The organism is Nocardia sp. NBC_00511, from assembly GCF_045161165.1.
Classification (GTDB): Bacteria; Actinomycetota; Actinomycetes; order Mycobacteriales; family Mycobacteriaceae; genus Nocardia.
The window spans coordinates 4,649,792-4,664,475 of sequence record NZ_CP107849.1 but is presented as its reverse complement, the minus strand read 5'-3'; the positions used below and the strand labels follow the sequence as shown (position 1 = coordinate 4,664,475).

At 68.1% G+C, this 14,684-nt stretch carries 12 protein-coding genes; 4 read left to right on the top strand and 8 right to left on the bottom strand.

The annotated features are described in order from the left end of the window. Positions 1-18: 18 nt before the first annotated feature. From OG300_RS21870 to OG300_RS21860, 3 genes are all read left to right on the top strand, one after another. Positions 19-1,026 (top strand): diiron oxygenase, encoded by a 1,008-nt coding sequence (locus OG300_RS21870; RefSeq protein WP_405484394.1) that lies wholly within the window; start codon positions 19-21, stop codon positions 1,024-1,026. A gap of 15 nt (positions 1,027-1,041) precedes the next feature. After that, a complete protein-coding gene (locus OG300_RS21865; protein ID WP_405484392.1) occupies positions 1,042-2,628 on the top strand; it encodes an FAD-dependent oxidoreductase in 1,587 nt (528 codons plus the stop codon). Positions 2,629-3,208: 580 nt separating this feature from the next. After that, entirely contained in the window at positions 3,209-5,584 is a 2,376-nt protein-coding gene (locus tag OG300_RS21860) for an Hsp70 family protein (protein ID WP_405484390.1), read from the top strand. A 524-nt stretch (positions 5,585-6,108) separates the two neighbouring features. Here OG300_RS21860 and OG300_RS21855 read toward each other — a convergent pair. Both OG300_RS21855 and OG300_RS21850 read right to left on the bottom strand, forming a co-directional pair. Then, positions 6,109-6,873 carry an SDR family NAD(P)-dependent oxidoreductase gene (locus OG300_RS21855; protein ID WP_405484388.1) on the bottom strand — a complete coding sequence of 255 codons (765 nt, stop codon included), beginning with the start codon at positions 6,871-6,873 and terminating at the stop codon, positions 6,109-6,111. A gap of 115 nt (positions 6,874-6,988) precedes the next feature. After that, positions 6,989-7,636 carry an HAD family hydrolase gene (locus tag OG300_RS21850; protein WP_405484386.1) on the bottom strand — a complete coding sequence of 216 codons (648 nt, stop codon included), beginning with the start codon at positions 7,634-7,636 and terminating at the stop codon, positions 6,989-6,991. Between the two features lie 122 nt (positions 7,637-7,758). Between OG300_RS21850 and OG300_RS21845 the strand changes: the two genes are divergently transcribed. Beyond that, a complete protein-coding gene (locus OG300_RS21845) occupies positions 7,759-8,460 on the top strand; it encodes a TIGR00266 family protein (protein WP_405484384.1) in 702 nt (233 codons plus the stop codon). 31 nt (positions 8,461-8,491) lie between these two features. Here the strand turns inward: OG300_RS21845 and OG300_RS21840 are convergent, their stop codons facing one another. The 6 genes from OG300_RS21840 to OG300_RS21815 are packed head-to-tail and all read right to left on the bottom strand — an operon-like array spanning position 8,492 to position 14,455. After that, the gene (locus tag OG300_RS21840; protein ID WP_405484382.1) at positions 8,492-8,791 is read right to left on the bottom strand and encodes a hypothetical protein; all 300 of its coding nucleotides are present in this window, start codon (positions 8,789-8,791) and stop codon (positions 8,492-8,494) included. Positions 8,792-8,822: 31 nt separating this feature from the next. Continuing rightward, positions 8,823-9,731, bottom strand: a complete 909-nt coding sequence (locus OG300_RS21835; protein WP_405484380.1) for a sirohydrochlorin chelatase — start codon at positions 9,729-9,731, stop codon at positions 8,823-8,825. Position 9,732: 1 nt separating this feature from the next. After that, positions 9,733-11,034 (bottom strand): sulfate adenylyltransferase subunit 1, encoded by a 1,302-nt coding sequence (locus OG300_RS21830; RefSeq protein WP_405484378.1) that lies wholly within the window; start codon positions 11,032-11,034, stop codon positions 9,733-9,735. Beyond that, entirely contained in the window at positions 11,034-11,960 is a 927-nt protein-coding gene (cysD, locus tag OG300_RS21825; protein WP_405484376.1) for a sulfate adenylyltransferase subunit CysD, read from the bottom strand. Before cysD ends, OG300_RS21830 begins: the two co-directional genes overlap by 1 nt. Then, positions 11,939-12,649, bottom strand: coding sequence for a phosphoadenylyl-sulfate reductase (locus tag OG300_RS21820; protein WP_405484374.1), 711 nt, complete (start codon positions 12,647-12,649; stop codon positions 11,939-11,941). The genes cysD and OG300_RS21820 overlap by 22 nt, the downstream gene beginning before the upstream one ends. Positions 12,650-12,664: 15 nt before the next feature. Continuing rightward, positions 12,665-14,455, bottom strand: a complete 1,791-nt coding sequence (locus tag OG300_RS21815; RefSeq protein WP_405484372.1) for a nitrite/sulfite reductase — start codon at positions 14,453-14,455, stop codon at positions 12,665-12,667. Positions 14,456-14,684: the final 229 nt, after the last annotated feature.

Here is a 14,684-nt window from a genome sequence, read left to right as displayed (position 1 = left end):
ACTGGAGAGGTGACGACGATGTCTCCGACCACGACACCCGTTGACGACGACCCCGTGGTTGCCGAAGCTCTGGAGTACGCGAGCAAGCTGCTGCTGCTCTCGGAAGGATCGGTCAACAAGAGTTTCGATCCCTACGAGGACATCGACTGGGAAAACCCCGACTTCGACGCCAACGCCCGTCCCGAGCGCTGGATTCTGCCCGAGTCCGCCGATCCGCTGGGCCGCCACCCCTGGTACCTGGCGTTGACCGACGAGCAGAAGATCGAGATCGGCAAGTACCGGCAGGCCAATATCGCCAAGGTCGGCCTGCAGTTCGAGTCGATCCTGATCTCCGGCATGGTCAATCACACCTTCGCGCTCGCCAACGGTGACCCGGAATTCCGGTACTGCACCCACGAGATGTCCGAAGAGCTGAACCACACCCTGATGTTCCAGGAGATGGTCAACCGCATCGGCGCGGACGTGCCGGGCATGGGCCCGCTCGTCCGGCAGTTCCGCCTGCTCGGTGTGCCCGTCGCGGTGATGTTCCCGAACCTCTTCTTCATGGCCGTGCTCGCCGGCGAGGAGCCGATCGACCACATCCAGAAGCAGATCCTGCGCTCCGGCGAGGAGGTGCACCCGATCATGCGCGGCGTCATGTCGATTCACGTCGCCGAGGAGGCGCGCCACATCTCCTTCGCGCACGAGTTCCTCAAGCACCACGTGCCGGATCAGCGGGCGGCCAACCGCTTCGTGCTCTCCATCGCCATGCCGATCGTCATGTTCATCCTGGGTCGCTCCATCGCGACGCCGCCCAAGGCGTTCTTCGACGAGTTCGACATTCCGGAGTCGGTCCGCAAGGAACTGTTCTACGGGTCGAAGGAGGCCAAGCAGGTCTTCGCCGACTACTTCATCGATGTGCGCGCGCTGGCCCACGACATCGGCCTGATGAACCCGATCTCCAAGCGGGTCTGGAAGGTGCTGGGTCTCGGCGGCGCGGTGTCGCGGTACCGCTCGGAGCCGATCCGCTCCGGCAAGGCAGCGTAGGAAGGGGCACGTCCAATGCCGTACGTAGTCACCCAATCCTGTTGCAGCGACGCCTCGTGCGTCTACGCCTGCCCGGTCAACTGCATTCATCCGACGCCCGATGAGCCGGACTTCCTGACGGCGGAGATGCTCTACGTCGATCCGCAGGCGTGTGTGGACTGTGGCGCGTGCGCCACGGCGTGCCCGGTGGACGCCATCACGTCGTCGAAAAAGCTCACCGACGAACAGCTTCCGTTCATCGAGATCAATGCCGACTTCTATCGGACCGAGCGGCCGCGCGCGCTGCTGGCCAAGCCGATTCCGGCGGCGGCGGTCAAGCCCGGGCGCGAGCCGCTGCGGGTGGCGATCGTCGGGTCGGGGCCCTCGGCCATGTACGCGGCCGACGAATTGCTCACGCAGCCCGGTGTTTCGGTGACGGTGTTCGACAAGGTGTCCACGCCCTACGGCCTGGCCCGCTTCGGTGTCGCGCCCGATCACACCAAGACCCGCAAGGTCGGCAATCTGTTCGACGTGATCTCGGCGCAGCCGGGGTTCGGGTCGTACCTGAATGTCAATGTGGGCGAGCATGTTTCGCACGACGAGCTGCTGGCGCACCACCACGCGGTGGTGTACGCGGTGGGCGCGTCGTCGGACCGCAAGCTCGGCATCCCGGGTGAGGGGCTGCCCGGCAGCGCGTCGGCGACCGACTTCGTCGCCTGGTACAACGGCCATCCCGATCAGGCGGGCCGCGACTTCGAGCTGTCGCAGCGGCGCGCGGTGATCGTGGGCAACGGCAACGTCGCCCTCGATGTGGCGCGCATCCTGACCACCGATCCGGAGCTGCTGGTCGGCACCGATGTGTCGCAGCGGGCGCTGAAGGCGCTGCGGGACAGTCGGATCGAGGAGGTCGTGATCCTGGGCCGCCGTGGTCCGGCCGAATCCGCTTTCTCCGTGCCGGAATTCGTGGGCCTGCTGGGCGCGGATGTCGACATCGTGGTCGAGGGCGAGATTCCGGAGCCGGTCGAGGGCATGTCGCAGAAGGTCGAGCACAAGCTGAAGCTGTTGCGCGGCTTGGCCGATCGGCCGACCGGCGGACGCAAGCGCATCGTGCTGCGGTACCTGTCTTCGCCCGCGATGTTCACCGGTGCGGAACGGGTGACCGGGGTCGAGGTGCTGCGCAACGAGCTCGTCACCGGCGACGACGGCAAGGTGCACGCCGTGGCGACCGCTGACGCGGAGATTCTGGAGGCGGGCCTGGTGCTGACCTCCGTGGGCTATCGCGGGGTGCCGCTGGCGGGGCTGCCGTTCGACGAGCGGTCCGGGATCATGCCGAATCTCGACGGCCGGGTGCTCGAGGAGTCGGGCGGCGCGGTGGTTCCCGGGGCGTATGTCACCGGCTGGATCAAGCGTGGGCCGACTGGTTTCATCGGTACCAACAAGTCGTGTGCGCAGCAGACCGTGCGTCAGCTGGTGGACGACTTCAATGCTGGTCGGTTGGCTCAACCGGGGCGTGGCGCAGGGGAATTCGACCGCCTGGTCTCCGCGCGGCAGCCGCACGCCATTCGCGGCGGTGCGGTGAACCGGCCGCGGCGGCGACTGCCACTGCTGGTGCGCAACCGCTAGTTCGTTCTGCTTCGAGGCCGTCGTACGTCATGCGCGTACGGCGGCCTCGCTCGTTTCGTACCGGGCATCCGACCTGAAGGCGATGTACCGATCCCGTTGTGCGACTTGTAATGCTGCGTTCGCTCGCGGCGACATGGGTAGTAGTAGAGAAGATTTCATCGCGAATCACGGCCGAAGAAGCGACCTGCGTGGGGTATTCCGGGGTAGCTACCGACCAGTGATCGCTCATTCATTGGTCCGTACTGACGTTGCGGTTTTCTTTTTCGGACAGTACTCGCCTACCGGTTGGTATGAATTTCTGGTTCGCTGCACCTTTGCCATAAAGAAAGACTGTTCGGTTGCTTTTGTCGCGCAGTCTGATTCGATCTTGTTCGATTAGTTGCCTGACCAGTAGATTCGCCAACTTCGCTACTGGACGCGAAATCTTTTCTCCCGATTCGATATTCAGGCCCCGCAAACCACAGCTAACCTGAACGCGCTGTTTGGAAAACGACCGCGACCACATGGTTGGTACGCACAAGCCAGTCGGGCCGTGGTCTCGGTGCGTTTGACGGGATAGCAAATGACTGTTGGCTTTGGCATGAGCATCGGCACAGTGAACTCGGTCTGGGCGACCACGGCCGGTGATCGCAACCGGCCCGCCGTGCGAGTGCGCCGGACCGCTGTCACCTTCGACAGCGCCGGCGGTCCGCACATCGGGGGTATTCCCCGCTTCGCCCCCGTGGTCACCGAATTCGCCGACCTCACCGCCGATCCCGACCCGGTCGTCATCGGCGGCCGCATCTGGTCACCGGCCGACCTGGTCGCCGCGGTCGTCAACGGGCTCATCGAGACCAATGCGCCCGAAGCGCCCGCCGTCGCCACCTATCCGGCCTGCTACACCGAGAAACACGTGACCCGGCTAAGACGCGCGCTGGACTGGTCCGGCGCGGCAGACGTCATCCTGATGCCGGAACCCGTTGCGGCGGTGGAATGGCTGGACAACGAGTACGGCATCTCCGCCTCCGGGCTGACCCTGGTCTACGACCTCGGCGGCAACTGCCTCGACGTCGCCGTGGTGCGCACCGAGGCCGATCGTGAGGAACGCGGCATCCTCGGTCACGCCGAACGTTCCAACGACTTCGGCGGCCGCCCCCTCGGCACCCTGCTGGCCCGCTACGCGCGCAGCATCGCCCCCGACGCCACCCAGCCGGTCTCGGCCGTGGTGCCCGCCTCGGACACGAATCGCCTGCGCAGCTGGCACATTCGCAATTCGCTCAAAGTGGTGCATGCCTGTGTGCACAGCACCGGGCTCGAACTGGCCGATATCGACCGGGTGCTGCTGATCGGCGGCGCGGCGCGGCCCGTCGAGGTGGCGCGGGTGCTCGCCGATCTGGGGCGACCGGTCATCATGTCGCCGGATCCCGCGCACACCGTGGCGGTCGGCGCGGCCATCGCCGCCTTCCGCAGCGTCGACACCGGATCCGCGATCGGGAAGTACGCGCCGCGCGCGGCCGTATTCTCCGGTGCGGCAGTGGCTTCCGCGCTCGCCATGTCGGCGGCGACCGTGCTCGGCGGACCCGTCGCCGGGCCGCCGGGACTGCAGGCCCAGCCCGAACCGGCCGAACCCGCCGCGACCACCAGCCTCGGGCTGGGCGACGTCGTGGTCTTCGACGGCAGCGCGACCCCCGCGGGCAGCCCCGGTGGGCACAGCCACACCATCGCGACCGTGGCCGCCATCCGCAACTACGCGCCCGCGGTGCCGACGGTCACCTCCACCTGGTTCAACGGCAGGCCGGTCGACCACACCGACGGCGGCACCCACTGCGAAACCCGAATCACCACCGACCCGATCGTCACCTACGCGAATCCCGCGCAATTCGTGAACCCGGTCCCGTTCCAGACCTCCTTCCTGCAGGGCTGGACCGTGGGCTCGTTCCCGTCGCAGATTCCGTCGGTGAGCCTGCCGGGTAATACCGCGCAGCCGATCTCCGGAACGATGCCCGGTGCGACCGCGCCCGGAAACACCACCGGGGCAACGCAACCCGGGGCGAGTCAGCCTGGTGCCGGAGCCACCACGCCGGGTACGCCCGGTGGCACGGCTCCCGGAGCGAGTGAGCCAGCGGGGAGCACTTCCGGTGGTGCGACGGGTGGAACTCCAGCCGGTGGCACGAATGCCGGTGGGACCGCGCCGGGTACCGGCGCGACGGCTGAACCGGTCGGGCAGAGCACGGGTACCGGGACCGGGACAGCCGCTGGAAACACCGGCACGGGAACCGATTCCGGCACGGGAACGGGGACCGGGACGGCAGCGGGTACTCCTGCCGGCGGTAGCGGCACGGGTACCGGGACCGGGACTGCGGCCGGTAATACCGGGGCCGGCGATGGAGGCGGAACCGGTACTGGCACAGGCAATGCCAATGGCAGCACCGGAGGCGGCACCGGAGCCGGAAGCGGCGGTGGCACCGGAGCTGGTGCGGGCGGCGGAACCGGAGCAGGCAGCGGGACCGGAACCGGTGGCGGCGCTGGAGCGGGCGGAGGTACCGGAGCTGGTGGCGGTGCCGGAGCTGGCGGAGGTGCTGGAACAGGCGGCGGGAGCGGTGGCGGTGCTGGAGCGGGCGGCGGAACTGGTGCCGGTGGCAGTGGTGCCGGAGCTGGTGGCGGTACCGGTGCTGGAGCTGGCGGTGGTGCCGGTGGAGGCTCCGGCGCTGGAACCGGTGCTGCCGGAGGCGGATCCGGAACCGGCGGTGGATCTGGAACCGGCGGTGGATCCGGGACCGGCGGCGGTACTTCCAAAGGCGGCTCGCAGGCCGGTGGTGGCGGTGCCGGTTCCGGCGGCGGCACGGGCGGTGGCGGCATGGGTGGCGGCGGCCGATCCGGTGGCGGTATGGGCGGTGCCGGTGCCGGTGGCGGCGGAGGAGCCGGTGGTGGCGGTGGCCACGGCGGTGGAGGAGGTGGTGGCGGTGGCCGTCATTAGGCACTCGATGAATGTGTCCCACAGGACGTTTCGCTCCCGGACGCATTTCGCCGCGACCATGCACCGCCCGACAGGTACCACGCCGCCGATCGTCGGTTACGTGATGCGATCGGTGCCGGGGCAACTGATCTCGCCCCGATCTCGCCGGATCTGCGGAACGGCATTCGTGCCGTTCACCGACTGGAGTCGCAGCGAGACACACTGTCTGGAAACACTTTTCGGCATGGCCTCGGCCGGGCGGGATGTCCCACCCCCTGGCCGGGGTTGCGGGGGAGGTGTGGTGACGGGGTCCCACCGTCGGCCTGCTCCCCACGGCGACGTAGGTGGCAGGCGGGCCTGACCAACCCGCCCCACCTCGTCCCCGAGACTCGGCGAGCCCGGCTCGCCCCATGGACCGGTGACGGGGGCGCGCGGAGGACCTGCAACCTCCGTTCGTTCCCGTCGCCGAAAGTGACCGGCCCACCCCGCGTATTCCCAGTGCCCGGGCGCGGGGTGGGCCAGTCGCGAATTTTTTCGGGACGAGGTCAGCGGGCGGTGAATCCGCCGTCGATGGCGAGGGCCGAACCGGTGATGAAGGTGGTCTCGTCGCTGAGCAGGTAGGCGCAGAACGAGGCGATCTCCTCTGGCCGGGAGATGCGGCCCAGCGGATGCAGGTCCGCGATGGCGGCCTCGCCCTCGGGGGTGGCGCCCATCGAGTTGCGGAAGGCCGGGGTGTCGACCGCGCCGGAGACCAGGGCGTTGACCCGGATCGACTGTGCGGCGGCCTCCAGTGCCACCGCGCGGGTCAGTCCGATCACGCCGTGCTTGGCCGCGACGTAAGGCGCGACCTGGGCCATGCCGACCACGCCCAGGTTGGAGGCGTTGTTGAGGATCGCGCCGCCGCCCGAGGCCGCCAGTGCCGGAACCTGGTGGCGCAGACCGTAGTAGACGGAGGTCAGGTTCAGTTCCAGGTCGGCGTGCCAGCCGGCGTCGTCGAGGTCCTGCACCGCGCCGAACGCGTTGATCGCGCCCGCGTTGTTGAAAGCGGCGTCCAGGCGGCCGAATTCGTTGACGGCGGCCTCGGCGAGCCGCTGCACGTCGGCTTCGACGGTGACGTCGGTGGGGACGAACAGGGCGCGACCGCCCGCCGCGCGGATCTCCTCGGCGATCAGGTCACCGGCCTGTTTGCCGCGGGCGCCGAGGACGACGGCACCGCCTTCCGCGGCGATCCGGCGGGCGACGGCCGCACCGATTCCCGATGTGGCGCCGGTGATCAGGACGATCTTGGACTCGAAGCGAGAATCCACCATGATTGCAACCCCTTGCGGTAGAGCCGATTTCGTTGACACGTCATATTCAACGCGGGCAAGGGGCGTGTGGCTGGCGGAAAACCGCCGTCAAGTTTGACGTGTCATGTATTGAAGATCAGGCGGGTGCGAGCAGGTCCGGCAGCTCGTCGAGGCTGTCGATGGTGGTCGTGCCCGCGGCCTCGGGGAGTTCGGCGGTGAGGTAACCCCACGGCCCGCGCCGGATCAGCACCGGCAGCATGCCCGCCGTGCGCACCGGCAGCACATCGTTGTCGACGCGGTCGCCGATGTAGCAGATCTCGGCGGGCTCGACCCCGGCCACCTCGGTCACTCGCGTGAAGAACTCGGGATCCGGCTTCTCCAAACCCCATTCGGCCGAGGTGTACACGGCATCCACCGGCAGGTCCATGCGTTCCAGGGCCGACTTCGCCTGCGGCGGCTGGTTTCCCGCGATGATCACGGTGATCCCGCGCCGCCGCAGCTCGCGCAGGGCCGGGCGGACATCCGGGTACAGGTCGTCGCCGTCGAAGTTGTTGCGCAGGCTCCCCGGTTCGGCGGCGGCCCAGGCGGACTGCTCGGCGTCGAGGTCGAGGCCGGGGCGGACCAGTTCGAAGGCGTCGGTGAGGGGGCGGCCGGTGGCGGCCATGCCGCCGATCACGCCGAGAAACGCGAAGCGCGGCACCGCGAGCCGGTCGGCCCACCGGCACCAGATGCGCGTCTCGTCGATCAGCGTCTCGCCCACATCGAACACCGCAGCCTTGATCATCGGGCCAGCGTATCGGGTGTTGGTCCGGTGTCCGGGAGCCTGGTCGGCACGTCGTTCCCGGCGCGGTCCCAGGATCGCGCGGCACACTGGTGTGAGTCGTGAACGCGGGAGGGGATATCCGAATGGACGCCAGGATCCGGGGAACCGTCATGCCGGTGCTCGAGGTCGCGCTGGACCCCGGCGATCGCCTGATCGCCGAGGCCGGGCAGCTGTCGTGGATGACCGATTCCATTCGACTGCACACCTCCACGCGCGGTGCGGCGGGCGGCATGTTCGGGGCGGTCCGCCGCGCCATGGCCGGTGCGGGACTGTTCATGACCGAGTACACCGCCGACCGCGTGCCCGGTTCGGTGTCGTTCGCGGCCAAGCTGCCCGGCCAGATCCTGCCGGTGCAAGTGAACAAGGGGGCCGAATACATGGTGCACCGGCACGGATTCCTCTGCGCCGCAGGCGATGTGCGAGTCTCGCTGAGCTTCCAGCGCCGACTGGGCGCGGGCATCTTCGGCGGCGCGGGCTTCACCCTGCAGCGGGTCAGCGGTGACGGCTACGCCTGGGTGGAACTCTCCGGCGAGGTCATCACCTACGACCTGGCCCGCGGCGAGACCCTGCGCGTGCACCCCGGCCACGTCGGATTGTTCGAATCCTCAGTAGGTTTCGACATCACCACCGTCCGCGGCGTCCGCAATATCCTTTTCGGCGGCGACGGCCTCTTCCTCGCCGCCCTCACCGGCCCCGGCCGAGTCTGGCTGCAATCCCTGACCATCACCAACCTGGCCCACTCCCTGATCCCGTACCTCCCGTTCCCGGAACCGGGCACCCAATAGGGCTGTGCCGGAACGAGTCAGGACCTGCGGTTCAGGAGTCCCCGACCACCCGGACTCCACTGCCCGGGATCCGTGCCAGCCGATCCAGCAGTTCGGCGGCATCCTGCGCGTACCACTCGGTGAACCCGCACGCCGCACAGATCCAGGTCTCGAACGTCCCCACCGCACTGAGATGCCGCGTCCCCTCCGCCGCCCCGGTGTCCTTCTTCGGATACTTCACGGTCGTCACATGGAACGGCCGCACCACATTCGAATACTCCTCGCTGGGCTGCTGATTGGCGCACACGAAGATCTTCGAACCCTGACATTTTGGACATCGGCCGCTACGCATGGCGCGAGCATAGTGCCCGAACCGCCCCGGTTCAGGCGGAGAGGACGAGGGGGAGGGTGGCCGCCGTATAGCGGTCCAGCGCCACCTCGGCGACAAGCGGGTGTGCGCAGAGGGTTTCGGTGTGCGGCACTCCGGGAAGCGCATCCCGCAGGCGATCGGTGAGCAGGCCGGGGGCCAGGAACCAGGGCGCGACCAGGATCTCGTCACAGCCGCGTGCGCGAAGTCGTGCGGCAGCCTCGGTGACGGTGGGCGCGGTGGTGGCGAAGCAGACCTCGGTGTCCCAGCCGGTCAGTTCGGACAGCATCCAGGCCACACTCGCGGTCCTGTGATTGGCAGCAGCCGAGGAAGAACCCACTGCCGCCACTGCCACGCCGAGCCGAGCGCGATCGGGGGCACCGGGGAGGAACCGGTGGAACGCCGAATCACTCGATGCGAGAGCGAAAGTCGAGATCGAATCCATGGCGGGGGCGGGGATGCCGGGCTCGATCACGTTCGGACCGATCTCGGCCAGGACCCGATCGCGCAGGGCCACTATGAGTCGCACGTCCGACCCCAGGACGTCGGCCTGCGTCAGGCGCAGGCGGGGATGGCGTGAGCGAGCGGCATCGAGCAGCTCGGGCAGGTCCACTCGTGCGTGGAAAGCGCTGCCCAGCAACAGGGGAACCACCACGGCCTGCGAATGGCCCGCCGCCGCAACGGCATCCACCACCTGGTCGACCGACGGTGCGCTCAGGTCCAGGAAGGCCAGCCGCACATCGAGATCCGGGCGCGCGGCCGCGATCTGCTCGACCACCGCGTGCATGGTCGTCGCCGAGCGCGGATCGCGGCTGCCGTGTGCCACCGCGATGAGAGCGGGTTTGCCCGTACGGCCGCGGCGGGCGGCCGTGCCGGATATTCCGCCCAGCACGGCCGGTACTGCGCCGTTGCCGGGCGGGTTCATCTCAGGCTCCGGTCTTCTCGCCGACCTCGACCGCGGTCAGCGCATCGCCGACCAGGCCCGCGGCCAGGGTGTTGCCGCCTGCCGGGTCGATCAGCAGGAAGGAGCCGGTGTGGCGGTTGATGCTGTAGTCGTCGGCGACGATGGGGTCGGCGACGCGCAGGGCGATGCGGCCGATGTCGTTGAGGGACAGCGACTCCGGACTGGGGTCGGCGGCCAGGTGCTGTTCGTCGAAGCGCTCGATGAGGCTGCCGACGATGGCCTGGGTGGTGCGGGTGCCGTGCTTGAGGAGCAGGCGGGCACCGGCGCGCAGCGGCTTGTCGCCGAGCCAGCAGACGGTGGCGTCGAAGGCTTCGATCGGCTCGGGGGCGTCGTTGGCGGCGGCGATCACGTCACCGCGGGAGACGTCCACGTTGTCGGCCAGGATCAGGGTGACGCTGCGGCCGGGCTGCGCCGAGGCCAGTTCCCCGTTGGGGGTGTCGATGCGCTCGATCGTGGTGCGGGTGCCCGACGGCAGCACCACGACCTCGTCGCCCTTCGAAACCACGCCCGCCGCAACCTGTCCCGCGTAACCGCGGTAGTCCGGGTACTCGGCGGTGCGCGGCCGGATCACGTACTGCACGGGGAAGCGCAGCCCGACCTGGTGGCGGCCGTGCGCGTCCGCGTCCACCGGCACCGACTCCAGGTGCTCGATGAGCGAGGGACCGGTGTAGTAGGGGGTGTTGTCCGAGCGCGAGGCGACATTGTCACCGTTGAGCGCGGAGACCGGGATCTCCTGCACGTCCTCGGCCGCCCAGCCGAGTTTCGTTGTCAGCTCGGAGAATTCGGCCGAGATCTCCTTGAACACGGTGGCCGGATCGTCGACCAGGTCGATCTTGTTGACGGCCAGCACCAGCTTCGGCACCCCCAGCAGCGCCATCACGGCGGCGTGGCGGCGGGTCTGCTCGATGACACCCTTGCGGGCGTCGACCAGCAGGATCACCAGCTGCGCGGTGGACGCGCCGGAGACCGTGTTGCGGGTGTACTGCACGTGCCCCGGGGTGTCGGCGAGCACGAAAGACCGCTGCGGCGTGGCGAAGTAGCGGTACGCCACGTCGATGGTGATGCCCTGCTCGCGTTCCGCGCGCAGGCCGTCGACCAGCAGCGACAGGTCCGGAGTGGACAGGCCCTTGTCGACCGACGCGCGGGTGACGGCGTCGATCTGGTCGGCCAGCACGGATTTGGTGTCGTAGAGCAGGCGTCCGACCAGGGTGGACTTGCCGTCGTCGACCGATCCGGCGGTGGCCAGTCTCAGTAGGTCGGACATCAGAAGTAACCCTCTCGCTTGCGGTCTTCCATGGCGGCCTCGGAGACGCGGTCGTCTCCACGGGTGGCGCCACGTTCGGTGAGCCGGGACGCGGCGACCTCGGCGAGGATCGCCTCGTTGTCGGCGGCGTCGGAAATGATTGCGCCGGTGGTGGATCCGTCGCCGACGGTGCGGTAGCGCACCGACTTGACGGTGAGCTCCTCGCCGTCGGCGGGGCCGCCCCAGACGCCGGGGGTCATCCACATGCCGTCGCGCTGGTAGACCGGGCGCTCGTGGGCGTAGTAGATGCTGGCCAGCTCCACGTCCTCGCGGGCGATGTAGCGCCAGATGTCCAGCTCGGTCCAGTTGGAGATCGGGAACACCCGCACGTGCTCACCGGGAGCGTGCTTGCCGTTGTACAGGTTCCACAGCTCGGGCCGCTGCCGCTTGGGATCCCAGCGGCCGAAGGCGTCACGCAGCGAGAAGATGCGCTCCTTGGCGCGCGAACGCTCCTCGTCGCGGCGGCCGCCACCGAACACCGCGTCGAAGCGGTTGTCGTTGATGGAGTCCAGCAGCGGCACGGTCTGCAGCGGGTTGCGGATGCCGTCGGGACGCTCGGTGAGCCGCCCGTCGGCGAGGTAGTCCTCCACCGACGCGACATGCAGTCGCAGGCCGTACTTTTCGACGATCTTGTCGCGGAAGGCGAGCACCTCGGGCAGGTTGTGCCCGGTGTCCACGTGCAGCAGCGCGAACGGCAGCGGCGCGGGCCAGAACGCCTTGATCGCCAGGTGCAGCAGGACGGTGGAGTCCTTGCCGCCGGAGAACAGGATCACGGGGCGCTCGAACTCGCCCGCCACCTCACGGAAGATGTGGATGGATTCCGACTCCAGCGCGGCCAGGGTGTCGAACTCGGTCTCGATTGAAGTCATGATGCGTGCAACCCGCATTCGGTCTTGGCGAGCCCGGCCCAGCGGCCGGATCGCGGATCGGATCCCGGTTCCGGCTTCCGCGTGCACGGAGCGCAACCGATGGACGGATATCCCTCTTCGACAAGGGGATTCACGAGAATTCCGTTGGCCTCGATGTAGGCGGCCATCTCCTCGTCGGACCAGGCGGCGATCGGGTTGATCTTCACCAGGCCCATGCTCTCGTCGAAGGAGATCAGGGGTGCGTTGGCGCGGGTCGGCGCTTCCACCCGGCGGATGCCGGTGACCCAGGCGTTGTACCCGGTCAGCGACTTCTGCAGCGGCACCACCTTGCGCAGGCGGCAGCATTCGGCGGCGTCGCGGGCGAAGAGATCCTTGCCCAGCAGCTGATCCTGTTCGGCCACACTGTGTTCCGGTCGCACGTTGACGATGTTCACGCCGTAGACCAGCTCGACCGCGTCCCGGGTGCCGATGGTCTCGGCGAAGTGGTAGCCGGTGTCGAGGAACAGCACGTCCACTCCGGCATGCACCTGCGCGGCCAGCTGCACCAGCACCGCGTCCTGCATGTTGGACGCGACAATGTAATTGGTGCCGAAGGTGTCCTCGGTCCACTGCAGCAGTTGCTGCGCGGTGGCGTCGGGGCCCAGTTCGGCGGCGCCCTTCTCGGCGATGGCGCGGAGCTCGGATTCAGCGAGTTTCGTTGCGGTCATTGACGTTTCTCCCAACTACCGAAGGTCTGCTTCATCGGCGCGCACAGCCCACTGCGCGAAACGTTCTTCACCGTCACGGTTCTTGGTGAAATTGCGCACCACCCGCTCGATGTAGTCGCCGAGCTCGTCGCTGGTCACCTTGTGCTGGCGCAGCTTTCGCCCGAAGGCGCTGTCGAGCCCGAGGCTGCCACCGAGGTGAACCTGGAAGCCCTCCACCTGATTCCCGTCGCCGTCGTCGACGAGCTGGCCCTTGAAGCCGATGTCGGCGATCTGGGACCGGCCGCAGGAGTTGGGGCAGCCGTTGATGTTGATGGTGATCGGGACGTCGAGGTCGGCGTTGATGTCCGCCAGGCGCAGCTCCAGTTCGGGAGCCAGTACCTGCGAACGCTTGCGGGTCTCCACGAACGACAGCTTGCAGAACTCGATGCCGCTGCACGCCAGCAGGTTTCGCCGCCAGTGCGAGGGCCGGGCCTGCAGGCCGAGCGGCCGCAGCTCGTCGATCAGCTGCTCGACCTTGTCGTCGGGCACGTCCAGCACGATGAACTTCTGGTACGGGGTGAAGCGGATCCGGTCGGATCCGGCGCGCTCGGCGGCGTCGGCGGCCTGGGTCAGGATGGTGCCCGACACGCGACCGGCGATGGGGGAGAAGCCGACCGCGTTGAGGCCGTTGCGCAGCTTCTGCACGCCGATGTGGTCGATGGGGCGGGCGGGCTGCTCGGGCGCGGGACCGTCGATCAGCTTGCGCTTCAGGTACTCGTTCTCGAGCACCTCGCGGAACTTCTCGACACCCCAGTCCTTCACCAGGAACTTCAGGCGGGCCTTGGTGCGCAGGCGGCGGTAACCGTAGTCGCGGAACAGCGACACCACGGCCTCCCACACGTCGGGCACCTCGTCGAGCGGCACCCAGGCGCCGAGGCGCTGCGCCAGCATCGGGTTGGTGGACAGGCCGCCACCGACCCAGAGGTCAAGTCCCGGACCGTGTTCGGGGTGCTCGACGCCGATGAAGGCGACGTCGTTGATCTCGTGGACCACGTCCTGCTGACCGGAGATGGCGGTCTTGAACTTGCGCGGCAGGTTGGAGTATTCCTTCTTGCCGATGTAGCGCTTCACGATCTCGTCGATGGCCGGGGTCGGGTCGAGGATCTCGTCCAGCGACTCGCCCGCCAGCGGGGAGCCGAGCACCACGCGCGGGCAGTCGCCGCACGCCTCGGTGGTCTGCAGGCCGACCTCTTCGAGGCGACGCCAGATCTCCGGCACGTTCTCGATCTCGATCCAGTGGTACTGGATGTTCTCGCGGTCGGAGAGATCGGCGGTGTCGCGGCCGAATTCGGTGGAGATGGCGGCAATGGTGCGCAGCTGCTTCAGGTTCAGCGCACCGGCGTCGCAGCGCACCCGCATCATGAAGTAGCGAGCCTCGAGGATGTCGATGTTCTCGTCGCCGGTGAAGGTGCCGTCGTAGCCCTGCTCGCGCTGGGTGTAGAGACCCCACCAGCGCATGCGGCCGCGCAGATCGCTCTTGTCGATCGAGTCGAAACCCTGCTTCGAGTAGATGTTCTCGATGCGCGCGCGCACGTTGAGCGGGTTGTCGTCCTTCTTGCTCTGCTCGTTGGCGTTCAGCGGCTCGCGATAGCCGAGCGCCCACTGACCCTCGGACTTGCGCTTCACCGGGCGCGCGGTGCGCTCACGCGGCGCGACGGGCGCTTCCGAACGCGGACGGTCCGGACGCACACGTCGCTCCGAGGCGGGCCGTTCGGGCCGTGCGGAGGAAGCGGAATCGGAACTATTGGCGTCGGTGCTCGACGTCATGGGGGTCGCTCCTGAAGGTCTTGCGGGCAGGCGGGAGGGGCTGACTCACGCCTCCGATAGGGAGAACCGGCTCTCGTACGGCGTCGAAAAACGCCGGATTCCGGTAAGGGGGAGCCGATCTACCGGAGGCTTCCGAGCAGACAGCTCGCACTGCAGACACGCTTGAAGTCGACATGGCGACGCGCCACGAGTCGTACCCCAAGTCCAGTCATGTGGCTTATTGTGCCAC

Coding starts and splice junctions, on each gene's coding strand:
- OG300_RS21870 (WP_405484394.1), top strand. CDS start 19: ATGTCTCCGACCACGACACCCGTTGACGACGACCCCGTGGTTGCCGAA.
- OG300_RS21865 (WP_405484392.1), top strand. CDS start 1,042: ATGCCGTACGTAGTCACCCAATCCTGTTGCAGCGACGCCTCGTGCGTC.
- OG300_RS21860 (WP_405484390.1), top strand. CDS start 3,209: ATGAGCATCGGCACAGTGAACTCGGTCTGGGCGACCACGGCCGGTGAT.
- OG300_RS21855 (WP_405484388.1), bottom strand. CDS start 6,873: ATGGTGGATTCTCGCTTCGAGTCCAAGATCGTCCTGATCACCGGCGCC.
- OG300_RS21850 (WP_405484386.1), bottom strand. CDS start 7,636: ATGATCAAGGCTGCGGTGTTCGATGTGGGCGAGACGCTGATCGACGAG.
- OG300_RS21845 (WP_405484384.1), top strand. CDS start 7,759: ATGGACGCCAGGATCCGGGGAACCGTCATGCCGGTGCTCGAGGTCGCG.
- OG300_RS21840 (WP_405484382.1), bottom strand. CDS start 8,791: ATGCGTAGCGGCCGATGTCCAAAATGTCAGGGTTCGAAGATCTTCGTG.
- OG300_RS21835 (WP_405484380.1), bottom strand. CDS start 9,731: ATGAACCCGCCCGGCAACGGCGCAGTACCGGCCGTGCTGGGCGGAATA.
- OG300_RS21830 (WP_405484378.1), bottom strand. CDS start 11,034: ATGTCCGACCTACTGAGACTGGCCACCGCCGGATCGGTCGACGACGGC.
- cysD (WP_405484376.1), bottom strand. CDS start 11,960: ATGCGGGTTGCACGCATCATGACTTCAATCGAGACCGAGTTCGACACC.
- OG300_RS21820 (WP_405484374.1), bottom strand. CDS start 12,649: ATGACCGCAACGAAACTCGCTGAATCCGAGCTCCGCGCCATCGCCGAG.
- OG300_RS21815 (WP_405484372.1), bottom strand. CDS start 14,455: ATGACGTCGAGCACCGACGCCAATAGTTCCGATTCCGCTTCCTCCGCA.